Origin of the sequence: Bradyrhizobium guangdongense (assembly GCF_004114975.1) — a bacterium.
GTDB classification, from domain to species: Bacteria; Pseudomonadota; Alphaproteobacteria; order Rhizobiales; family Xanthobacteraceae; genus Bradyrhizobium; species Bradyrhizobium guangdongense.
Genome location: NZ_CP030051.1, coordinates 943,110 through 965,794 on the forward strand (window position 1 = coordinate 943,110; position 22,685 = coordinate 965,794).

Here is a 22,685-nt window from a genome sequence, read left to right on the forward strand (position 1 = left end):
AGGGGCGAGCGGCTGGGGTACCGCGCCTTCGGCCCGGCGATCCCCGTCGCTCCTGTCGTCTTGTCGGTCACTTGTGGATCAGCGTTCCCGTGCCCTGGTTGGTGAAGAGCTCGAGCAGCACTGCGTGTTGCATCTTGCCGTCGATGATGACGACGCCCTCGACGCCCTGCTCAAGCGCGTAGATGCAGGTCTCGACCTTCGGGATCATGCCCCCGGAAATGGTGCCGTCGGCAATCAGCTTGCGTGCGTCCTTGACCGACATTTCGGGGATCAGCTTCTTCGACTTGTCGAGCACACCGGGCACGTCGGTGAGCAGCAGCAGGCGCTTGGCCTTCAGCGCGCCCGCGATCGCGCCGGCAAAGGTGTCGCCGTTGACGTTCAGCGTCTGGCCGTCATGCGACGTGGCAAGCGGCGCCAGCACCGGGATCAGCTCGTAGCCGATCAGCTGGTTGAGCAGGGTGAGGTCGACCTTTTCGGGGTCGCCGACGAAGCCGAGATCGACCACCTTCTCGATGTGCGAATCCGGATCGACCATGGTGCGGGTCGTCTTCGACGCCTTCACCATGTTGCCGTCCTTGCCGCAGAGGCCGACGGCCTTGCCGCCGGCATCGTTGATGTAGCCGACGATCTGCTTGTTGACCGAGCCGGCCAGCACCATCTCGACGACCTCGATGGTCGCGGCATCGGTGATGCGCAAGCCCGCTGCGAACTCCGATTGAATGCCGAGGCGCTTGAGCATGGTCGCGATCTGCGGCCCGCCGCCATGCACCACGACCGGATTGATCGCAGTCTGCTCGAGCAGCACGATGTCGCGGGCAAAATTCTTCGCGGTCTCCTCGTCGCCCATGGCATGGCCGCCATATTTGATGACGATGGTTTCTTCGTCGTACTGCTGCATGTGCGGCAGCGCTTCGGACAGGATGCGGGCCTGGTCGAGCGGGGAGATGTCGGTCATGTCACGGTCTCGCTGGCGGGACTAACGCGGGTTCGCCTTCTATCCGATTGGCGGGCGAGGCGCAAAGCGTGGCTGGCATGCTGCTCTCATGTCCCGGACGCGGTGCGGCGCGTAGTGCCGCGCCGCTGAGCCGGGACCCAGAAGCGGCATGGGCCCCGGCTCAGCGGCGCACCGCTGAAGCGCTGCGCCGCGTCCGGGACATGAGACCTACTTCGCCGCCACCACCGCCGCCAGCGTCACCGCCAGCCAGCTCGCAATCATCGCCGTCCCCCCTGTCGGCGCCGCGAACGGAAACAGCGAATGCCCGGCATATTGCCGCAAGGTGAGATCGCCCGCGAACAGCGCCGCGCCGATCACGAAGCCGAACGCGGCGATCAGGCCAATTCCGCCGTGCAGAAGGCCGCGCGCGAGCAAGGCCGCCACCGCCAATATGGCAGTTGCATGAAACAGCAGCATGGCGCTTGCGGAGGCAAGCCGGCTGGCGTCGGTGCCGTGAGCGGAGGCGGCGGCCAGCGCGACGCCGGCGGCGCCCATCAGGCCGGCGAGCGCAATCAGCAGGCGCGCCATCACGAGCTTCGCTCTTCCAGCAGCTTGGCCATGGCGGCGCGCAGCTCGGCCATCCCGCTCGACGAGCGCGACGAGGTCGCGATGACGTTCGGGAACGCAGCCGGATGCGTGGCGAGCGCGGCTTCGGTCTCGGCGATGCGTGATTGCAACTCGGAGGCCTTCACCTGGTCGGCCTTGGTCAGCACGATCTGATAGCTGACGGCGGAGCGGTCGAGCGTCTTCAGCACCTCGAGGTCGACATCCTTGAGGCCATGGCGCGCATCGATCAACACGTAGACGCGCGCGAGCGAGGCGCGGCCCAGCAGGAATGTATGGATCAGCTCGGTCCAGGACGCGACCTGGCTCTTGGGCGCCTTGGCATAGCCATAGCCGGGCATGTCGACGAGGCGAAGGTCGGTCTTGCCGGGGACCTCGAAGAAGATCAGCTCCTGGGTGCGCCCCGGGGTATGCGAGGTGCGCGCCAGCGCATTACGCCCGGTCAGCGCGTTGATCAGGCTCGACTTCCCGACATTGGAGCGGCCGGCAAACGCAATCTCCGGCCCCGCCATCGGCGGCAGCGTCTCGATCGAGGGCGAAGCCCAGATGAACTGCCAGTCGCGCGCGAACAGCTTTCGCCCGGCCTCGATCAGCTTCGCATCTTTGTCGTCGGTCATGCGAAGGCTCGCTGTTTCCTTGCGTCATTGCGAGCAAAGCGAAGCAATCCAGGAATGTATCCGCAGAGGGGACTCTGGATTGCTTCGGAGCTTCAGTGCAAAATTGCTTTGCAATTTTGTCACGAGCTCCTCGCAATGACGGCTACGTCGCTTTCCTCGCGAACGTCGCTTTGAGATTATCGAACAGCTCCACCTTCACACCGTTGCGGCGCATGATGAAGCTCTGCTGGAGCACCGAGAGCGTGTTGTTCCAGGCCCAGTAGATCACGAGGCCCGCGGGGAAGCCCGCCAGCATGAAGGTGAAGATCAGAGGCATCCAGTTGAAGATGATCTGCTGCGTCGGATCCGGCGGCGTCGGGTTCAGCTTCATCTGGAACCACATCGTGATGCCCATGATGATCGGCCAGATACCGAGCGCGAGATAATGGCCGAACACCGGCAGCGTGGTCGGATCGAACGGGATCAGCCCGAACAGCGTGAACAGATTGGTCGGATCAGGCGCGGAGAGGTCCTTGATCCAGCCGAAGAATGGCGCGTGCCGCATCTCGATGGTGACGAACAGCACCTTGTAGAGCGAGAAGAACACCGGGATCTGGATCACCACGGGAAGACAGCCGGCGACCGGATTGATCTTCTCCTTGCGGTAGATCTCCATCATCTCCTGCTGTTGCTTCACCTTGTCGTCGGGATAACGCTCTTTCAGCGCCTGAAGCTGCGGCTGGATCGACTTCATCTTCGCCATCGAGGCGTAGGACTTGTTCGCCAGCGGGAAGAACAACAGCTTCACGATGACGGTGACGAGCAGGATCGAGATGCCGAAATTGCCAAAGAAACGGTAGAAGAAGTCGAGGCCGAGGAACATCGGCTTGGTGATGAAGTAGAACCAGCCCCAGTCGATCAACAGGTCGAAATGGTTGAGGCCGAGCTCCTTGTTGTAGCCGCCGAGGCCTGCGAACGGGAACACGCCGACGACGCCGGCTTCCTTGGCGCCGGCGAACAGCCGCGCATTTGCGGTCGCGGTGCCGCCGATCGCGACGGTGACGGGATCGAGCAGATAATCGGTCTGATAGCCCCGGATGTTGTTGGCGAGGGTCGACGAAAAGCTCGCCTGGAGCTGGGCATTGGTGTCGGGCAGCAGCGCCGAGGCCCAGTACTTGTCGGTGATGCCGAGCCAGCCATTGGTGGCCTTGAAGTCGACCTTCTTGGCTTCGTCGATCTTCTTGTAGGCGTATTCCTGCAAGCCGTGGTCGCCGAGATAGCCGATCAGGCCTTCATGCAGGATGTAATAGCCCGAGACGTGCGGCGTGCCGTGGCGCGAGATCAGCGCGAACGGATAGAGCGTGACCGGTGCGTTGCCGACATTGCTCACCTCGTCCTTGATGCTGAAGAGGTAATGGTCGTCGACCGAGATGGTGCGGCGGAAGGTGAGGCCTTCGCCATTGTCCCATTTCAGCTTCACCGGCGTGGTCGGCGTCAGGCTGCCGCTGCCGTCCTGCTGCCAGAGGGTTTGGGCATCAGGCAGCTTGGCCGTCACGCCCGTTGCCGGCACCCAGCCGAACTCGGCGTAATAGGGCTCAGCCGTACCAGACGGAGAATAAAGAATGATCGGCGGCGACTTCGGATCGACGGTTTCGCGGAATTGCACCAGCGCGATGTCGTCGATGCGCCCGCCCTTCAGCGAGATGCTGCCGGCAATGCGCGGTGTGTCGATCTTGACGCGCGGGGTCGCTGCGATCGCGGTCTCGCGGCTCACGGTCGGCTGGGCTGGCTGGTTTGCGCCCGGAGCCGCTGATGGCTGGGTCGCGCCGCCCGCTTGCTGCGATGTGGTGCCAGGCGTCGCGGAGGCCGTCGGCTGCGGATTGGCCTTTTGGAGCTCCGCCTGCGCCTGCTGCTGGGCGCGCTGCTTCTCCATCGCCGGCACGTTGTAGAAGTACTGCCAGGCGATCAGCACCAGGCCGGACAGAATGACGGCGAGGATGGTATTGCGATTGTCGGTCATCTCGATGGTCTCGTCATCAATCCGGTTTGCGGCTGGTCGCCGGGGTACGGCTCTGGCCGCGTCCCTTGTGCGTATGCCGCGCGGGCTTCGTGAACGCTATGCGCAGATCGTCGATCATGGTGGCGAAGTCGCGCGACAGCGCGTCCCTGCGACCAACCAGCACGTAATCATGATGGGGTTGCATCGACACCGGATCGAGCCGCTTCACCAATTCGCGAAGTCGGCGCCGGATGCGATTGCGCTCGGGGGCGTTGCCGTTCTTTTTGGTAACGGTGAAGCCGATCCTGACAGGACCAACATCGTCGCGACGACGGCTTTGCAGGACGAACGCAGGACTATTCGCCCGCGCGCCATTGGCAACGGCGAGGAAATCCGCTCGCTGCCTCAGCCGTTCCATGATGAAATCCCGGAAAAGGGGGTCCGGCTCAGGCGCTCAGACGCTTGCGGCCGCGGGCGCGGCGGGCGGCGAGGACCTTGCGACCGCCGGCAGTGGCGAGACGGGCACGGAAACCGTGACGGCGCTTGCGCACCAGTTTGCTGGGTTGATAAGTCCGCTTCACGGGTTTTTCTCCGCTGACCGGGCAATTTGCCTGTAGAATTGAAGGTAAAGTCCGGAAGATGCGACCCAAAACGGGCCGTTTCCGGCCCCAGAAGAGCCGCTCCCGGTATCGCACCGGGTCATCGCGGACAATTTGCGCGGCTTATAAGGGAGCGTCTTGTTTTCGTCAACGCCGCAGGTCCGCGCAGTTCCGGTGAATATCGCTGTTTCCTTGCCTGTTTCCTGGGGGTTTTTACCCCTGAGGTGGCGGATAGCGATATCAGCACCTACATCCCACCTCGGCAGATTAGCGATCCGTAATTTGACCACCCCTAGGGTCGGGTCGCATCCTCCGTCAGCCGAACTCTATCAGAAGGCCAGCAGGGGCGAATTTCGTGGCAACGACAGACCTCCAGCAGCTGACCCAACAGCTGGATCCGGATCGGCCAACGGATCAGCCGATGGTGCGGTCGCGCGGTTCGGGTGGGCTTGGCCTATCCGGAAAATTGCTGCTGCTGACCGTGCCCCTGGTGATGATTGCGGCCGTCCTGCTCTATGTGCCCGCGATCGCGAACTTCTGGGTCAACCGGCTCAACGACCGCGTCGCCGCGGCCAACACCGCGGCGCTGGTGCTCGATGCCGCACCGCTCGGCATGGTCCCCGATTCGCTGTCGCGCGAGATCCTGAAGAGCATCAATGCGCGCGCGGTCGCGATCAAAATGGGCCAGCAGCGCCGCCTGCTCGCCAGCGACAATCTGCCTGCGACGATCGAGCACGACATCGACCTGCGCGACATGACGGTATGGGAGGCGATCACCGGATCGTTCCAGATGATGCTGGAGACCGGCAACCAGCCGATCCGCATCGTCGGCCCCGGCGTCGGCAATGCCCAGTTCATCGAGATCGTGACCGACGATCTGCCGCTGCGGCAGTCGATGTATCGCTTCTCCCGCAACCTCGTGGTGGTTGCGCTCATCATCGGCATTTTGACCGCCGGTCTGGTCTATCTCGCGCTCCATTACCTGTTCGTGCGGCCGATGCGGCGGCTGACAGCGAGCCTGGTCGGCTTCCATGAAAACCCCGAGAGTTCCGCTCGGATCATCGTGCCGAGCCAGCGCAGCGACGAGATCGGCGTTGCCGAGCGCGAATTGTCGGACATGCAGCGCGACCTGATGTCGATGCTGCATCAGAAGAGCCGACTGGCCGCGCTTGGCCTCGCGGTCTCCAAGATCAATCACGATCTGCGCAATCTGCTCGCCTCGGCGCAGCTCTTGTCCGACCAGCTCGCCAGCGTGCCGGATCCGCGGGTGCAGCGCTTTGCGCCAAAGCTGGTGCGCTCGCTCGAGCGCGCCATCGCGTTCTGCCAATCGACGCTCTCCTACGGCCGCGCGCAGGAGGCCGCGCCCGACCGCCGCATGATGCTGATCGAGCCGGTCGTGCAGGAAGTGCGCGAGACCGCCGGCCTTGCCAGCGACGCCTCGATCGCCTGGGTCGCAGCGATCGAGCGTGGGCTCGCCGTCGATGCCGATCCGGACCAGCTGTTTCGCGTGCTGCTCAACCTCGTCCGCAACGCCGCCCAGGCGCTGGAGAGTCACGCCTCCGGGGACGGGGGGCCGCAGCAGATCCGCATCACCGGCAAGCGCGAGGGTGCGGTCGCCATCCTGGAGGTCTCCGATACCGGTCCCGGCGTGCCGCAGAAGACCCGGGAGCATCTGTTCGAGGCGTTTCAGACCTCCGGCCGCCCCGGCGGCAGCGGGCTTGGCCTCGCCATCGCCGCCGAACTGGTCCGTGCCCATGGCGGCGACATTCACCTGGTCGAAGGCACCATCGGCGCCACCTTCCGGATCGTCATCCCCGACCGCCCCGTGGAACTGCTTTCGATCCGCAACGAGCGGGCCCGGGCGTAATAGGCGGGGCCGACAGTCTCTCGTCGTTTCGGGACGGTCCGCAGGGCCGGAATCCATAACCCCAGCTGGTGGTTATGGATTCCGGGCTCGCGACTTCGTCGCGCCCGGAATGACGGTCGGGTGTGTGAGAATACGCCAAAATCTCCTCATTCCGGACCTTGCCAACGCCGGCAAGAGCGGTTAGTCAGAGCGCTCTTTCGCACCCCTCCGGCGCTGTCCGGAGGCTGCCTGCGGGCTTAGGTCCGCACTCCATGCGAAAAACGCGCCCGTAGCTCAGCTGGATAGAGCATCAGACTACGAATCTGAGGGTCGGACGTTCGAATCGTTCCGGGCGCGCCATTTCCAGGGTTACGGGATTGTTCCGTCCTTGCTTTGCCTGCCAGCGACGGCCGCTTCAAGAAGGTCTTCGCTCCTCACATTCGGATGCAGCGTCAGACGATCCCAAGCTTCCCTCCTCAGGGAGTTCGCGCTTCGAGGGGGGCGGACGTCTGCGTGACCCGGCAATCGGTCACGAACGGTTCGGAAGCTTCGAGGAGCGTGATCCGACTCTGGAGCCGCGCGGCCTCGCCGGAGAGCCAGTGAAGCTCGGCGCACATGTCCATCAACTCGGCTTGGTCTGATTTATCGATGGCGCGCTTGGCGCGGCGTTCGCATTCGTCGGCCTTCTTCCGCAATAGCTCGATCGCCCCGATCATCGCTCGCTCCTGCCCGTTGGATTCACAAGCTTCATTCCTGAGTAGCCGGGTGCAATTCGGTGAACGTCCCAGAAGAAATACGGGATGATTAACGAATGGGTAAGGCTCACCGCTTGTCTCGTATCGCCAACAATACCAGCGCAGGCGGCGGAATCTTTGTCGGAGATCAAGCTCGGGGGCGAATGGCGCCGTAGTTTGTGTCCAGACAAAGAGCTGTCGCCCGTCACGGCCTACGGTGTGTCCAGGCCCAGCTGCCATGGCGCCGATGCAGATGCATCGTGCCGGCTGCAGCGGCTGCGGCTCTCGTTCCGCCGAGACGGAGATCGTCATGTTCGAGAAATTCGGAAGCTTCGCGCTGGTCCTTGCGGCCGTTCTGGCGTTCGTCGGGTCCGCGCCTGGTCTCGCCGATCATGCCGACATCGTCGTCAGCCAGGCCTGGAGCCGTGCCACGCCGAAGGGTGCGAAGGTCGCGAGCGGCTATCTCACCATCGAGAACCACGGCACCGCGCCGGACCGCCTTCTGTCCGCTTCCAGCCCGGCTGCAGCGACGGTCGAGATCCATCAGATGACGCTGCAGGACGGCATCATGACGATGCGTCAGCTCGAGCAGGGCTTGATGATTCCCCCGGGCGAGGTTGTCACGCTTGCGCCGGGCGGCAGCCACATCATGTTCATCTCTCTGGCTGCGCCGTTCGAGGAGGGGCAGCGCATCCCTGTTACGTTGAACTTCCAGCGTTCAGGGGCGATCGAGACGACATTCGACGTCGGCAGCGTCGGCGCCAAGGGGCCCAGGCTTCAGATCGCCTCGACGGAAACCTCAGCCCCGACGCTGCCTCCGACGCCGCAGAAGACGAGCGCTTCTCCTGAGGCGGACGAACCGTTCTTCACCCACATCTGCGGCACGCGCGTGATGGCCGATGTCACCGTCACGCCCGGCCGCACCGGACCCGTCGAAGTTCTGGTTCAGCTCTACGACGGCGACGAGCGGCCGCTGAGCGTCGATGCGCTGTCGGTGACGCTGGCCAACCCTGACAAGGCCATTGCGCCGGTGACCGCATCCGCGACGCGGATCGCGGCCGACAAATGGCGCGTCAGCATGACGACCGCGGCAAGCGGGAAATGGTCGCTGGCGCTCGGCATCGACATGAAGAAGGACGACCGCATCGACATCGCCGCACCGATCCTGATCGAATGATCCCGTCTAGCCGTTGAGATCGGGAACAGGCGAGATCGGAGAACCGCCGGCTGCGAGCGCCTGACGCACACGTCCTTTCTTCCGCCGCCTCAGCCTGTCCAGGATCAGATACATCGCCGGCGTCGAATACAGCGTGAACAGCTGGGCGACGACGAGGCCGCCCATGATGGTGATGCCGAGCGGCTGGCGGATCTCGAAGCCCGGGCCGGTGCCGAAGGCGATCGGGACGGCGCTCAGGAAGGCAGCCAGCATGGTCATGGTGATGGGTCGGGCCCGCAAGCGCGCCGCCAGCAGGATGGCCTCGCGCGCGCTGAGGCCGCGATTCCGCTCCGCATCGAGCGCATAGTCCACCATCATGATGGCGTTCTTCATCACCATTCCGACCAGGAGGATGCAGGCGATCGTGGTCACCAGCGTGAACTGGGTGCGCGTCGCCCACAGCGCGACCAGCGCGCCGAACGCGGTCGGCGGCAAGGTCGAGAGAATGGTCAAGGGGTGGACGTAGCTCTCGTAGAGCATGCCGAGCGCGATGTAGATCGCGATCAGCGCTGCTGCGAACAGCGCCGCCTGTTTGGCGATCGACTTGTCGGCTTCCTTGGCCTCGCCGCGGAATTCCGCCTTGATATCGTCGGGCAGCTTGGCGGCAAGTTCCTCCTTGCGGATCGAGGCGATGGCATCGGCGATCGACGTGCCCGGCTTGATGTCGAAAAAGATCGTCGCGGCCGGAAACTGCGCGCTGTGACGGACCCACATCGCGGCGTGCGCGCGCTGTGGCCGGGTCAGGGCCGTCAGCGGCACCGCCTTGCCGCTGGCGCTCGGCACGTAGATCTGGCCCATGGACTCGGGACCGGTCGCGGCCTGCGGCTCGACCTCGAAGATCACGCGTGAATAGTTGGTCGGAAAATACAGGAGATTGACCTGGCGCTGGCCGAAGGCGTCGTTGAGCGTGTTGTCGACCGCCACAGGCGTCACGCCGAGCATCGCGGCGCGCAGGCGGTCGATGGTGAGGCCGGCCTGCAGACCGCCGGTCTCCCAGCTCGGGATGATGTCGATGATCTGGGGAATGCCGCGGACGCGGCGGATCATGTTCTCCGCGGCGCGCAGCACCTGCTCCTCGTCGATGCCCCAGAGCGTATATTGAAAGCGCGAGCCGCTGGATTGGACGCCGAGATTGAGATCCTGCAGCGGCACGAAGAACACTCGGACGCCGTCGATCCGGTTCATGCGTTCGCGCAACCGCGCGATAACCTTCTCGATCGGCAGTTTGCGAACCTCGGGCGGCTTGAGCGCCACCAGCATCTGCCCGACGCTGAGTGCGTTGCCGTTGCCCTCCCCGATGTAGGACGTCAAGCCCGAGATCGCGGGGTCTTCGAGGATCGCCTCGCCGACCGCGCGCTGCCGGTCCTCCATGGACAGGAACGAGATGTTCGAGGGCGCAACGGTTCGCACGAACATCACGCCGGTGTCCTGGGTCGGCATGAAACCCTTGGGCAGCTGCAGATAGACCCAGACGCTGGCGCCCGTCAGCGCGGCGATCGCGAGGGCGGTGAGGAAACGATGGCGCAGCGTCCAGTCGAGACTGCTTGCGTAGAACGTGCGGCGTGCGGGATCCGCATCCGGATTGTGCAGCCGTTGCCGGCCGCGATCGAGCAGATGTCCGCACATCATCGGCGTCAGCGTCAGCGAGATCGCCGCCGAGGACACGATGGCGACCACCAGCGTCACGCCGAATTCCCGGAAATAGCGCCCCACGATATCGGGCATGAACAGGATCGGGATCAGCGCCGCAATCAGGGCGACCGTGATCGCGATGACCGTGAAGGCCATCTGCCTGCTACCGTTGATGGCGGCCTGGAGTGCCGGCTCGCCCTCGGACATGCGGCGGATGATGTTCTCGATCATGACGATGGCGTCGTCCACGACGAAGCCGGCGGCGATGGTCAGCGCCATCAGCGAGAGATTGTCGAGGCTGAATCCGCACAGGCTCATCACGAACAGGGTCGCGGCCAGCGAGACCGGAATCGTGACGCTCGGGATTACGGTCGCCCAGAACCGCCCGAGGAACAGCGCGATGACGAGCACGACCAGCACCGATGCGACCACGAGCGTGAGCTTGACGTCGTTCACGGCGGCCCGGATCAGCGTGGTGCGGTCGTAGATCGTATGCAGCTTGATGCCCGGCGGCAGCCAGCGCTGGATCTCCGGCAGCTGCGCCTTGATGGCATCGACGGTCTCGACGATGTTGGCGTCCGACTGCTTGTAGACGAACAGCACGACGCCGCGCTCGGTGCCGTACCAGCCGGCAAGGCGGTTGTTGATGACGCTGTCGGTCACCGATGCGACGTCGCCGAGCCTGACAGGGGCGCCGTTGCGCCAGGCCAGCACGATGTCGCGGTATTCGGAGGCCTGGAGCAGCTGGTCGTTGGCTTCGATGGTGAGACGCTGGCCGTCGACCGAAACCGCGCCCTTCGGCAGGTTCTGCGATGCGCTGATCACGGCGACGCGTGCCGCCTCCAGCGACAGGTTCATCGCGGCAAGCCGGGCCGGCGACACCTGGATGCGCACCGCGCTTCGCTCCGCACCCGTCACGTTGATCCGCGCGACGCCCGGCAGCTGCGACAGTTTCGGCGAGATCACCCCGTCGGCAAGACTATACACCTCGCCCGAAGTGAACACGTCGCTGGTGAGCGCGAGCGCCACGACGGCGGCGCCGGCCGGATTCGCCTTCCAATAGACCGGCGGCCACGGACCCTTGGGCAGGTTCGGTCCCGCCGAGTTGATGGCGGCCTGCACCGCGCCGGCGGCGGCATCGAGATCGACCGAGAGCTCGAACTGCACCGTGATGCTGGTGCCGCCCATCGCGCTGAACGAGGCGATCTCGGTCACGCCAGGGATCAGCGCGAGCGTGGTCTCGAGCGGCTGCGCCAGCGCGTTCGCGACCGTGGCCGGGCTCGCACCGGGGAAGGGCGCGTAGATCCCGATGGTGGGCCGCTCCACCGCCGGGACCGAGGCGATCGGCAGGCGGAAATAGGCGACGCAGCCGAGCAGGAACACGCCGATCATCAGCAGCGTCGTCGCCACCGGCCGCAGCACGAATTGCGCGGTGATGCTCACGGCGCCGGCCGCTCGGCCTGCGGCAAGGCTGTCGCTTCGGATGCGGATCGCCGTCCGAACCGGCTGCGCAGCGAAGCGAAGGCCAGATAGACCACCGGCGTGGTGTAGAGCGTCAGCACCTGCGAGACGATCAATCCGCCGACGATGGCGATGCCGAGCGGCTGGCGCAGCTCGGAGCCGGTGCCCGAGCCGATCGCGAGCGGCAGGGCGCCGAACAGCGCCGCCATCGTCGTCATCATGATCGGGCGGAAGCGGAGGATGCAGGCCTGCCTGATCGCGTCGAACGAGGAGGCGCCGTCCTCGCGTTCGGCGGCGAGCGCGAAATCGACCATCATGATGGCGTTCTTCTTGACGATGCCGATCAGGAGGATGATGCCGATCAGCGAGATCAGGTTGAGGTCCTGCCGGTGCAGCATCAGCGCCAGCAGCGCGCCGATCCCGGCCGACGGCAATGTCGACAGGATCGTGATCGGGTGGATGTAGCTCTCGTAGAGCATGCCGAGGATCAGGTAGACCGTCACGATCGCGGCGAGCAGCAGCCACTTCTCGTCGCTGAGCGAATTGGCGAACTCGGCGGCGGTGCCGATCAGCTTGGTGGTGACCGCATCCGGCAGCCCGATCTCGCGCTCGGTCTGGCGCAAGGCGTCGGTCGCTTGGCTCAGCGACACACCGTCGGCGAGGTTGAACGAGATCGTCGTCGCCGGAAACAGGCCCTGATGCGAGATCAGCAGCGGCGCCTGCTGCCGCTCGATCCGCGCGAAAGCCGACAATGGCACCGGCGCGGAGGCCTTGCTGAACGCGCCGCTGAAGCCGCCGGTCTGCTGATCGATGGTGCTGGCCTGGGCCGCGGCGGCAGTGAGGTAGATCTTGCCGAGGATATCAGGGTCGTTGCGCAGCGCCGGATCGACTTCGATGATGACGTGATACTGACTGAGCGGACCGAACACGGTCGCGATCTGGCGCTGTCCGAATGCGTCGTACAGCGTCTGGTCGATCGTGTTCAGGCTGACGCCGTAGCTCGATGCGAGCTGGCGGTCGATGGTGACGGACATCTGCAGGCCTTCGTCCTGGCGGTCGTCGGCGACGTCGGCGAGCTCGCGCCGCTTGCGCAGGCCCTCGACCAGGCGGCGGCTCCAGAGGCGAAGCTCGTCCTCGTCCAGATCCTGCAGCGCATATTGGTATTGCGTGCGCGCGGCGCGCGATTCGATCTGCAGATCCTGCGCCGGCTGCAGATGCAGCGTGATGCCGCGAACGCCCTCGACGGCATGCTGCAGCCGCGCCATGACTGTAGCGGCCGACGACTTCCGCGCGTCGGGACTGCCGATTTCTATATAGAGCCGGCCGCTGTTCAGCGTCGTGTTGACCGAGCCGATGCCGACGAAGCTGCCGACGGTGACGACATCAGGGTCCTCGGCGATAACAGCCGCGAGCTGCTGCTGCCGTTCGGCCATCGCCGCGAAGGAGGTGTCCTGGGCCGCGTCCGTGGTGCCGATCAAGAGGCCCGTGTCCTGCAAGGGCAGGAATCCCTTGGGGATCGCGACGTAGAGCATCCCGGTCGCAACCAGCGTCAGCACGGTGAAGACCAGCGTGAGGTTGCGGTGCTTCAGCACCCAGTCGAGCCCCCACAGATAGAAGCCGGCGCAGGCACCGAAGCCGCGCTCGCTGAGGCGGAACAGAAAGCCGTGCTGCGCGTCCGCGTCCTCGCGTTGCAGCAGCTGGGCGCACATCATCGGCGTCAGCGTCAGCGAGACGAGGCCCGAGATCACGACGGCAAAGGACAGCGTGATCGCGAATTCCCGGAACAGCCGGCCGACCACGCCACCCATCAGCAGCAGCGGTATGAACACGGCGATCAGCGACACCGTCAGCGAAACGATGGTGAAACCGATCTGCCGCGCGCCCTTCAAGGCCGCTTGAAGCGGATCCTCGCCGTCCTCGACATAGCGCGCGATGTTCTCGATCATCACGATGGCGTCGTCGACGACGAAGCCCGAGGCGATCGTCAGCGCCATCAGGGAGAGATTGTCGAGGCTGAAGCCGCACAGCGCCATGACGCCGAAAGTTGCGATCAGCGAGACCGGGAGCGTGACGCTCGGAATCACGGTCGCCCACAGCTTGCGCAGGAAGATGAAGATGACGAGCACGACCAGCGCGACCGTCAGCACCAGCGTGAACTGCACGTCGTGGATCGCGGCCCGGATCGTCGTGGTGCGGTCGCTGACGACCGAGATCTTCAGCGCCGCGGGCAAGGAATCCTGCAGCTTCGGCAAGATGCCCTTGATGGCGTCCACGACCTCGATCGTGTTGGCGCCGGGCTGGCGCTGGATGTCCAGCAGCACGGCGCGCTCGCCCTGGAACCATGCCGCCTGCTCGGCGTCCTCGACGCCGTCGATGGCGCTGCCGACGTCGCGCAGCAAGACGGGCGCACCGTTGCGATAGGCGATCACCGCATCCTGGTACGCCTCCGCGGTGAACAGCTGGTCGTTGGTGTCGACGTGAAACGCCTGCCTCGGACCGTCGAGCGAGCCCTTGGGATTGTCCGCCGTGGTGGCGGCGATGCCGCGCCGGACGTCGTCGAGCGACAGGCCGAGCCCGGCCAGCCGGGTCGGGTTCATCTGCAGGCGCACGGCGCGCGTTTGTCCGCCCTCGATGCTGACGGCGCCGACACCAGAGATCTGCGACAGCTTCGGCACCAGAATGGTCGCGGCGTGATCATTGGCCTCGTGCAGCGCCATCGTCCTTGACGTCAGCGCCAGGATCAGCACCGGCGTATCGGCCGGATTGACCATGCGATAGGTCGGCGGGTTCGGCAGCTGCTCGACCGGGATCCAGCCGGCCGCCGCATTGATCCGCGCCTGTACGTCCTGCGCAGCCGCGTCGATCTTGCGCGACAGGTCGAATTGCAGCGTGATCTGGCTGTAGCCGTAGGAGCTGGTCGAGCTCATGTCGGTCAGTCCGGAGATCGTGCCGAAATAATGCTCCAGCGGCGCGGTGATCGAGGTCGCGACGACATTGGCCGAGGCGCCGGGATAGCGCGTCACCACCTGGATGGTGGGAAAGTCGACATTCGGCAGCGGCGCAATCGGGAGCTCACGATAGCCGAGCATGCCCAGCAGCACGACCGCGACGATCATCAGCGTCGTCGCGATCGGCCGAAGAATGAAAGGCGCGGACATAGCGGGCCTCAGTCAACCCGCGGCTCGGAACGCGGCTGAGTGGCGGGCTGCGCCTTCGCCGTCGGCATCGCACCCTCGATCGTAATGTGAACCCCGTTCTCGAGCCGGTAGGTACCGTCGGTCACGACGCGCTCTTCCTTGGCGAGGCCGCGCTCAATCATCGCGCGTCCGTCGAAGATCTGTCCGACGGTGACGGGACGGAAGGCCGCGGTGTCGTCCGCCTTCGCGACCCAGACGAAATCGCCGCGCGGTCCGTGCCGCACGGCAACCGCCGGCGCGGTCACCGCGTTCTTGCGCGTCTCCACGGTGATCCGCCCGTTGGCGAAATTGCCGGGCCAGAGTTTCAGGGCCTTGTTGGGAAAGCTCGCCTTCAGCTTGATGGTGCCGCTGGCCTGGTCGACCTGGTTATCGACCAGCGTGATCGTGCCCCTGTCGAGCTCGGTGGTGTTGTCGGCGGTGAGCGCAACCACCGGCGCTTCGGTCTGGCCGAGGCTGAGCCGGGTCTGGCCGACGGCGGCGGCGGCAAGGGTGAAGATCACCGAGATCGGCTGCAGTTGCGTGACGGTGACGATGGTCGTCGGCGACACTGCGCGCACGTAATTGCCCTGGTCGACCTGGCGGATGCCGAGCCGTCCGCTGATCGGCGCACGGATATTGGTGAAGCCGAGCTGCGTGCGCGCATATTCGATCTGGGCCTCGTCGTTGCGGACCTGCGCCTTGTACTGCTCGACCAGCGCGTGCTGCTGGTCCACGGTCTGGCGCGAGATCGCGGCGGTCTTGATCAGCGCGTCGTAACGCTCCCTGTCGATCTGGGCGCCGTCCAGCAGCGCCTGGTCCTTCTGCCTGACAGCGATCTGCTGATCGAGCTGGGCTTGGAACGGGCGCGGATCGATCACCGCGATGATGTCGCCTTGTTTGACGTCCTGCCCCTCCTGGAAAAGGATCTGGACGATCTCGCCGTCGACCCGGCTCTGCACGTTGACGGTGTTGGAAGCCTGGATCGTGCCGATTCCGGTCAAATAGATCGGGACGTCCTCCGCCTTCGCGGCGGCGACCTTGACCGCGACCGGGGGCCGTGGCGGAGGTGCGGCAGGGCTTTGCTCGGCCTCCGCCGTCCGCATGAAGGGCAGCGCGAACGGCAGCTTGAGGTCCCGACCATGATAGGCCCCATAGCCTGCCGGCACCACGACCAGCGCGCCGATGAGGAGTTTTGCTGCGCGTTTCACGTTCAAACCCATCACCTCGGCCGGGCACCATTTCAGAGACAGTCGTCCCGGGATTGAAAACCACGCGGCATAAAGAGGCAACCGGACGTTGATCCCGGCAGGCGCATACCCGCTATCAGTCGTAACACTAGCACGCGTAGCATATCGAGATCAACGGCGCTCGCGCGCGTGAAGGGCGGCTTGGCTGATGGTTTGCCGGAGGCCGGCGGGAATAACCCCTAGACGACTTCGACGGTGGCCGCGTCGAACTGGGTGCCGGCGCCGCGATGGCGTGCGAGCACCTCGGCCGGCAGCTCCGAAACCTCGTTTTGGGGGGTGCCATCCAGCATCGCTTGAACGCGCTTAGCTGAGGCCTTCAGCACCGCCGGATCGAGCTTGCCTGAATCGACGCCGTCGAGGATCGATTGCGCCAGGAAGCGGGCGCGTTCGGTGTCGGTCAGATGCGAGCAGATCATCAGCATGTCGTTGCCCGCCGCCATGAAGCGCGCACCGGCGTCAGGCGCATCCAGCCGGCCGGCCATCGCACGCATGCCGACGTCGTCGGACACGATCACGCCGCGGAAATTCATGGCCTCGCGCAACAGTCCTTGCGTGATCGCGCGCGACAGCGTGACCGGGTCGTTGGGATCGAGCTTGCGGTACAAGATGTGCGACGTCATCATCATCTCGATGCCGCCCTCGATGGCCGCTGCGAAAGGCTTCAGCTCGCGTGCCTTGATCTGGTCGAGATCGAGATCGAGCACCGGGAGTTCATGGTGCGAATCCACCTGCGTGTCGCCGTGCCCCGGGAAATGCTTGCCGCAGGCGCGCACGCCGCGGCGTTCCATCGCCTTCGTGAACGGCAGCATCGACTTGATGACCTCGTCGGCCGTGCGGCCGAAGGCGCGCTCGCCGATCACGGGGTTGGCGGGATTGGAGTGAATGTCGAGATCAGGTGCGAAGTTCAGGTTGCAGCCGAGCGAAGCGAGCTCGACGCCCATGGCGTCGCCGACCTGCTCGGCGGTCGAAGCCCAGCGCGCCGCATAGGAAAAGCGCGTGATCGGCGGCGGCGTGCGACACACGCGGCCGCCCTCGTGGTCGATGGCGATGAACTGCTTGTCGCGCTGGGAAGCATCGCGGATCGCGGCGATCAGGTCGCGGTGAACAGACAGCCAGTCCCGATAGGGCAGGTCGTGGCGGAAATTGCTCTTGTAGAGGATGACGCCAGCCGGCTTGAGATCCCGCAGCATCGCGCGGTCGCGATCGTCAAGAACGCTGGTCGGCCGCAGGCCAAGGAAAAAATGGTCGCCGACCGTTGCAAGAAGGGAATCGCTCATCCGCCGGGGCCGTCATGGATCGTTTGAGTTGATTGGGATGGAGCTGGACGCAACGCGAACTCTTAAGCTCCCGTGCGGGCCTTCCAACGGCCTCGCATCGTTACGACGATATTCCAAATTTCTTAACGGAATCAACCTTCGAATAACGGCACAGGCAGCCGCGCCGGCAAGGTCGGAGGTGAGTGCCTTGCCGGCGAGTCGTTATCTACGCCGCAGCCAGCGCAGGCTGCACCGGACGACGGCCGATCATCAGCGACAGCACTGCCGCGACGATGCCGGTCGCGCCGGCGATCATGAAGGCCTGCAGATAATCGCCCTGCGACGAACGCATGAAGCCGGCGAAGAACGCCGCGCAGGCCGCGCCCAGCTGATGGCCGGCGACCACCCAGCCGAAGATCAGCGGCGCGTTCTTGTCGCCGAACGCTTCGTTGGCGATGCGCACGGTCGGCGGCACGGTCGCGATCCAGTCGAGGCCGTAGAACACGGCGAACACCGACAGGCTGACGAAGGAGAAATCCGAATAGGGCAGGTAGATCAGCGACAGTCCGCGCAGGCCGTAATAGAAGAACAAGAGCTTGCGCGGATCGAAGCGGTCGGTGAGCCAGCCCGAGAGTGTGGTGCCGAACAGGTCGAAGAATCCCATCAGCGCGAGCAGGCTCGCGGCCTGCACCTCGAAGATGCCGTGGTCGCCGCAGAACGCGATCAGATGGGTGCCGACGAGGCCGTTGGTGGTGAAGCCGCAGATGAAGAAGGTCGCGAACAGGAACCAGAAGGTCGGCGTCCTGGTCGCGCGCAACAAGTTGCTGATCGCCGCGACGAACGGATTTCCTAACGCGGGCGCGGCCGGGTGATCGTCATGCGGGCTGCCATAGGAGCGCAGGCCGATCGCTGAGGGGCGCTCCGGCACCAGGACATACACCAGCGGAATCAGCGCCGCGCAGCATGCGGCGACCGTCAGCACCACGGGCTTCCAGCCGCCCCATTCGACCAGCGATGCAAGGCCCGGCATGAAGATCAGCGTGCCGGTGGCGGTGCTGGCCGTCAAAAGCCCCATGACGAGGCCGCGATTGGTGGTGAACCAGCGATTGACGATGGTGGCGCCGAGCACGTTGGCGACCGCGCCCGAGCCGATGCCGGAGAGCAGTCCCCAGGTCAGGAACAATTGCCACGGCGCCGTCATGAAATAGCTCGCAGCCGTCGAGATCGACATCAGCGTCAAGGCGCCGAGCACGGTGCGGCGGATGCCGAAGCGCTGCATCACCGCCGCGGCGAACGGACCGGCGAGGCCGTAGAGAAAGATGCCGATGGCGGCCGACGACGAGATCACGCTGACATCCCAGCCAAAGGCCTTCTGCAGCGGCAGCATCAGCACGCCCGGCGTGGCGCGCAGGCCCGCGGAGGCGAGCAGCGCCAGGAAAATCACGGCAACGACCACGAAGGCGTAGTTTGGGCCGAACGGCCGGCGGGCGACGGCGGAGGATTGAGCGGAGGCGTGTTGAAAGGAGGGTTCGGGCATGTTACTTACCGGTACGTATTGGGGTGCGGTACTAATACGTACCGGTCAGTAACATTGTCAAGCCCGAAGCCAAGCCATGCCTGAGACCAGACGAAGCCGAATGCCGAAAACAGCCGAGAAAGCCGAAAGCGCCCCGCTCCGGGCCGCCGACCGGATCAGAGCCTCCGCCAGCGAGCTGTTCTATCGCGAGGGCATCCGCGCCGTCGGCGTCGACGAGGTGGTGGATCGGGCCGGGGTGACGAAACCCAGCCTGTATCGCGCCTTCGCCTCCAAGGACGATCTCGCCGCCGCCTATTTGCGCGACTACGACCTGAACTTCTGGGAGAATTTCGAGCGGCCCGGCGGCAAGTCCTACAGCAACGCACGCGACCATGTGCTCGCCTATATCGGCCAGCTCGCCCCACGCGCTGTCGCCAAGGGTTATCGCGGCTGCGGCCTCAGCAACGCCGCCGTGGAATATCCGGCGCGGGACAATCCCGCCCGCCAGGTCGCCGAAGCCCACAAGAAAGTCTTCCGCAAGCGCCTGCGCGAGCTTGCCGCGCAGATGGGCGCGCGTCAGCCTGATGTGCTTGGCGATGCGCTGCTGCTGCTGATCGAAGGCATCTACGTCACCGGCCAGCAGTCCGAAGGCGGCCCCGCACAGTCGGCCCTCGCAGCCGCGAAGCTATTGATCGATGCGAGCGTGAAGGCGGGGTGAGGGCGCACCATCGCCGTCGGCAGGTCACGCGCTGCCGTCGTCGGTCGGGATGTGGCGCTGAAGATCCATTCTGTCATGGAGGATGCGCACGACCTCGATCATGCTCTCGGGCCCGACACGGTACATGAGGAAGTGGCTTCCGCGTCGACCGCGCCGTGCAATGTGGAGCGTGCGAAGGCCCGGCGCGATCTCGTCACGGGATTTGGACCCTGCGACCTCCGGGCCCTCGGCGAGTGCGCCAATCGCTTGAACGAGCGTATCTCGATAGATGCGGCGCTTGCCGCGGCCCGAAATTCTCGGTGGTCCATTTCAGAATGTTGGCAAAATCGACTTCGGCGGCGGCGCCAAGGCGCATGCGCCATGGGTGCGGAGCCACGATTTTATTCGACTGTTCCGGAGATGACCTTCTCCGAGAGATCAGTCAGATAGGATTGCAGGTCCTCGATCGTCCTGAATTCCTTGAATTCGCCTCGCTCCAATGACCCGATGCCGAGTCGAGCCGCGGCACGCAACGCCTTGAGCTTGCCGGCATCCTCGGCCTCGCGTTGCTCCACCAGTCGCAGTCCTTCCCGCAGCACCTCGCTGGCGTTCTGGTAGCGGCCGGACTCGACGAGCGCTTCAATGAGTTCCTGTTGACGTTTCGTCAGCACAACGTTTCTCGTCGGCATCGTGGCCTCGCTGTCCCAACCCCTATGGCATAGTATGCCGCAAGCGTTGTCACTTCAACCGCGTTACGGGCCATAGGGCGAATGGCTGGGGCCCGCGCATCATCGAATTGTCACTGCCCCGTCATTCGCGCTCTATTGATTGCGGCTCCTTTCGCTGCGCATGCATAGAGGCTGACATGACTCTCACTGACACGATTTCGTCCAACCGCCGGTCGATCCTGAAAGGCCTCGCGGCCGCGGCGATGGCCCCGCTGGCGTCGCCCGCGATGGCGGCCGAAGCCCTGTCGCCGGCGCCGGCCGGATCGGCGGCCGACATCGCCATGGACAAGGCCTATTGGGCTGACGTCAAGCGGCTCTATGCCGTGACGCCTGATATCGTCAATTTCGAGAACGGCTATTGGGGCATCATGGCCGAACCGGTGAGGCGCGAGTTCATCCGCCAGTCCGACATGATCAACTTTCAAAACGCCTATTACGCGCGGCAGCGCGTCGGCGCGGATTTCGAGGCGGTGCGCGCCAAGGTCGCGGAGGCGGTCGGTGCCGCGCCTGAGGAGATCGCGCTGACGCGAGGGGCGACCGAAGCGCTGCAGCTCCTGATCGGCGGCTACAACAGGCTCAAGCCCGGCGATGCCGTGCTCTACGCCGACCTCGACTATGATTCGATGCAATATGCGATGAATTCGCTGAAGGCGCGCCGTGGCGTCGACGTCGTCAAATTCGACATTCCGGAGCCGGCCACGCGTCAAGCGGTCCTCGACGCTTATGCCCGCGCCATCGAGGCGAACCCGAAAGCGCGGCTGCTCCTGCTGACCCATGTCAGCCATCGCACCGGCTTCGTCATGCCCGTCGCCGAGATCGCCCGTATGGCAAAGGCGAGAGGTATCGATACCATCGTCGATGCCGCGCATTCCTGGGGCCAGATCGATTTCCACGTCAACGATCTCGAATCCGATTTCGTCGGGTTCAATCTGCACAAATGGATCGGCGCGCCGCTCGGTGTGGGCTTCCTCTACATCCGGAAGGACCGCCTCGCCGCCATCGACCGCGCCATGGGCGACGAGGACTTTGCAGAGACCGACATCCGCTCGCGCGTTCACACCGGCACCGTCAATTTCGCCACGGTGCTGTCGGTGCCGGCGGCTGTCGCGCTGCATCAGCAGATCGGCGCCGCGGCCAAGCAGGCCCGCCTGCGCTATTTGCGCGACTATTGGGTGAGCCGCGCCCGCGGCTTCAGGGATATCGAAATCCTGACCCCGGATGAGGTGGGCTCCTACGGTGCGATCACGTCGTTTCGTCTCGCCGGCAGGACCGGCAAGGCCGACAACGAGGCGATCGTGGCGAAGCTGCGGGACAACCACAAGATCATGACGGTGCGCCGCGCCGGCGTCGCCAAGGGCCAGTGCATCCGCGTGACGCCGGCGCTGTTCACCGACGAAGCCGATCTCGACCGCCTCGTCGAGGCGCTGGCCGTCGTGACCGGGACGAAGACCGGATAGGCCGCGTGCGGCCGGTCCAGATCGCCCGCTGCGTCATCGGCTCCCATCGTGCGCCACCGGTGCCGCGAGGGGCGATGCCTCGCCGCGGGGCGGACCGATCAGGCAGGCGAGCCGGTCACGCCAGGACTGCGAACGCCAGAGATCGCGCAGCAGCGCCGCCCATTCGTGAGACGCAATGACAATCGGATTGTTGGAGCGCAGCGGCGTGACGAGCCCGTAGCGGCACGGCAGATCGTCGCGCTCCGCAACGAAGGTGCCGAACATGCGGTCGAACAGGATGAAGATGCCGCCGTAATTGCGGTCGAGATATTCTGCGTTGCAGGCGTGGTGCACGCGATGATGCGAGGGCGTGTTGAGCACATATTCCAGCCAGCCCAGCTTCGGAATCCACTCCGCGTGCAGCCAGAACTGGTAGAGCAAATTGACGGAGGCGGCGGTGAACACCGGGCCCGGGGCGAAGCCCAGCCAGATCATCGGCACGAAGAAGATCGCAGCGCCGGTCAGCCGCCCGGTCCAGCCGAAGCGGTAGGCGGCGGCGAGATTGAAGTCGTTCGAGGAATGGTGAATCGCATGTGTCGCCCAGAACCAGCGCACGCGGTGGCTGCAGCGATGGAACCAGTAATAGCTGAAATCCTGGGCAATCACGAGCACGGCCACGGCCAAGGGACCATTCAGCGGCAGGGTGAACAGCCGATGCTTCCAGGCCAGTTCGACCAGCGGCTGCGCCAGGCTGAGCGGCACAATCGCGTAGACGACATACTCCCGGCCGAGCGCGTCGGCCAGCGAAGCCAGATAGGCGCGCCAGTCGTAGGCGCGTCGCATCACCAGCGCCAGAACCAGCCCTTCCAGCGTCGCGATCACGATCAGGGTGGGAAGGGCGAACTTGAGCACCTGGAACAGCAGCGTCATGGCAATCTCCGCATTGCAGGCGCGTGGCCTGCCCGGAGCAAAGCTGGCATGGCGAAGA

Annotated in this window: 19 protein-coding genes and 1 tRNA gene; 5 read left to right on the forward strand and 15 right to left on the reverse strand. The window is 65.0% G+C overall.

Annotated elements, in window-relative coordinates; genetic code table 11:
* Positions 1-67: 67 nt before the first annotated feature.
* The 6 genes from argB to rpmH form a co-directional block, all read right to left on the reverse strand.
* Complete coding sequence (gene argB / locus X265_RS04495) at positions 68-955, reverse strand: acetylglutamate kinase (RefSeq protein WP_128963809.1); 888 nt, start codon at positions 953-955, stop codon at positions 68-70.
* Between the two features lie 207 nt (positions 956-1,162).
* Entirely contained in the window at positions 1,163-1,522 is a 360-nt protein-coding gene (locus X265_RS04500; protein WP_128963810.1) for a DUF423 domain-containing protein, read from the reverse strand.
* Positions 1,522-2,175, reverse strand: coding sequence for a ribosome biogenesis GTP-binding protein YihA/YsxC (yihA, locus tag X265_RS04505; protein WP_128963811.1), 654 nt, complete (start codon positions 2,173-2,175; stop codon positions 1,522-1,524). The genes X265_RS04500 and yihA overlap by 1 nt, the downstream gene beginning before the upstream one ends.
* A 142-nt stretch (positions 2,176-2,317) precedes the next feature.
* Positions 2,318-4,174 carry a membrane protein insertase YidC gene (gene yidC, locus X265_RS04510; protein ID WP_128963812.1) on the reverse strand — a complete coding sequence of 619 codons (1,857 nt, stop codon included), beginning with the start codon at positions 4,172-4,174 and terminating at the stop codon, positions 2,318-2,320.
* 16 nt (positions 4,175-4,190) lie between these two features.
* Positions 4,191-4,571, reverse strand: a complete 381-nt coding sequence (gene rnpA / locus X265_RS04515; protein WP_128963813.1) for a ribonuclease P protein component — start codon at positions 4,569-4,571, stop codon at positions 4,191-4,193.
* A 28-nt stretch (positions 4,572-4,599) separates the two neighbouring features.
* Positions 4,600-4,734: a 50S ribosomal protein L34 gene (rpmH, locus tag X265_RS04520; protein ID WP_008542748.1), complete on the reverse strand. Its 135-nt coding sequence runs from the start codon at positions 4,732-4,734 to the stop codon at positions 4,600-4,602.
* A 373-nt stretch (positions 4,735-5,107) separates the two neighbouring features.
* Here rpmH and X265_RS04525 point away from each other — a divergent pair, with 373 nt between their 5' ends.
* Positions 5,108-6,619 (forward strand): ATP-binding protein, encoded by a 1,512-nt coding sequence (locus tag X265_RS04525; RefSeq protein ID WP_128963814.1) that lies wholly within the window; start codon positions 5,108-5,110, stop codon positions 6,617-6,619.
* Positions 6,620-6,881: 262 nt separating this feature from the next.
* Positions 6,882-6,958, forward strand: a tRNA-Arg gene (locus X265_RS04530).
* Positions 6,959-7,074: 116 nt separating this feature from the next.
* On the opposite strand, the gene X265_RS04535 is transcribed toward X265_RS04530, so the two are convergent.
* The gene (locus X265_RS04535) at positions 7,075-7,314 is read right to left on the reverse strand and encodes a hypothetical protein (protein ID WP_128963815.1); all 240 of its coding nucleotides are present in this window, start codon (positions 7,312-7,314) and stop codon (positions 7,075-7,077) included.
* Positions 7,315-7,642: 328 nt separating this feature from the next.
* Between X265_RS04535 and X265_RS04540 the strand changes: the two genes are divergently transcribed.
* Entirely contained in the window at positions 7,643-8,509 is an 867-nt protein-coding gene (locus tag X265_RS04540; protein ID WP_128963816.1) for a copper chaperone PCu(A)C, read from the forward strand.
* Between the two features lie 6 nt (positions 8,510-8,515).
* On the opposite strand, the gene X265_RS04545 is transcribed toward X265_RS04540, so the two are convergent.
* The 5 genes from X265_RS04545 to X265_RS04565 all read right to left on the reverse strand — a co-directional run bounded on the left by X265_RS04545 (position 8,516) and on the right by X265_RS04565 (position 18,857).
* Positions 8,516-11,623: an efflux RND transporter permease subunit gene (locus tag X265_RS04545; protein ID WP_128963817.1), complete on the reverse strand. Its 3,108-nt coding sequence runs from the start codon at positions 11,621-11,623 to the stop codon at positions 8,516-8,518.
* A complete protein-coding gene (locus X265_RS04550; RefSeq protein WP_128963818.1) occupies positions 11,620-14,799 on the reverse strand; it encodes an efflux RND transporter permease subunit in 3,180 nt (1,059 codons plus the stop codon). Before X265_RS04550 ends, X265_RS04545 begins: the two co-directional genes overlap by 4 nt.
* An 8-nt stretch (positions 14,800-14,807) precedes the next feature.
* Complete coding sequence (locus X265_RS04555; RefSeq protein ID WP_194417917.1) at positions 14,808-16,025, reverse strand: efflux RND transporter periplasmic adaptor subunit; 1,218 nt, start codon at positions 16,023-16,025, stop codon at positions 14,808-14,810.
* 218 nt (positions 16,026-16,243) lie between these two features.
* Positions 16,244-17,341: a glycoside hydrolase family 3 N-terminal domain-containing protein gene (locus X265_RS04560; protein ID WP_128963820.1), complete on the reverse strand. Its 1,098-nt coding sequence runs from the start codon at positions 17,339-17,341 to the stop codon at positions 16,244-16,246.
* 205 nt (positions 17,342-17,546) lie between these two features.
* The gene (locus X265_RS04565; RefSeq protein WP_128963821.1) at positions 17,547-18,857 is read right to left on the reverse strand and encodes an MFS transporter; all 1,311 of its coding nucleotides are present in this window, start codon (positions 18,855-18,857) and stop codon (positions 17,547-17,549) included.
* Positions 18,858-18,957: 100 nt separating this feature from the next.
* Between X265_RS04565 and X265_RS04570 the strand changes: the two genes are divergently transcribed.
* A complete protein-coding gene (locus tag X265_RS04570; RefSeq protein ID WP_128963822.1) occupies positions 18,958-19,554 on the forward strand; it encodes a TetR/AcrR family transcriptional regulator in 597 nt (198 codons plus the stop codon).
* A 24-nt stretch (positions 19,555-19,578) separates the two neighbouring features.
* Here X265_RS04570 and X265_RS41205 read toward each other — a convergent pair whose 3' ends face one another.
* Together X265_RS41205 and X265_RS04580 are read right to left on the reverse strand one after the other, a co-directional pair.
* Entirely contained in the window at positions 19,579-19,848 is a 270-nt protein-coding gene (locus tag X265_RS41205) for a type II toxin-antitoxin system RelE/ParE family toxin (RefSeq protein WP_347339913.1), read from the reverse strand.
* 86 nt (positions 19,849-19,934) lie between these two features.
* Entirely contained in the window at positions 19,935-20,222 is a 288-nt protein-coding gene (locus X265_RS04580; protein WP_128963823.1) for a type II toxin-antitoxin system ParD family antitoxin, read from the reverse strand.
* A 176-nt stretch (positions 20,223-20,398) separates the two neighbouring features.
* Here X265_RS04580 and X265_RS04585 point away from each other — a divergent pair, with 176 nt between their 5' ends.
* Positions 20,399-21,718, forward strand: coding sequence for an aminotransferase class V-fold PLP-dependent enzyme (locus X265_RS04585; RefSeq protein WP_164938422.1), 1,320 nt, complete (start codon positions 20,399-20,401; stop codon positions 21,716-21,718).
* 33 nt (positions 21,719-21,751) lie between these two features.
* On the opposite strand, the gene X265_RS04590 is transcribed toward X265_RS04585, so the two are convergent.
* Entirely contained in the window at positions 21,752-22,627 is an 876-nt protein-coding gene (locus tag X265_RS04590) for a sterol desaturase family protein (protein ID WP_128963825.1), read from the reverse strand.
* Positions 22,628-22,685 lie beyond the last annotated feature (58 nt).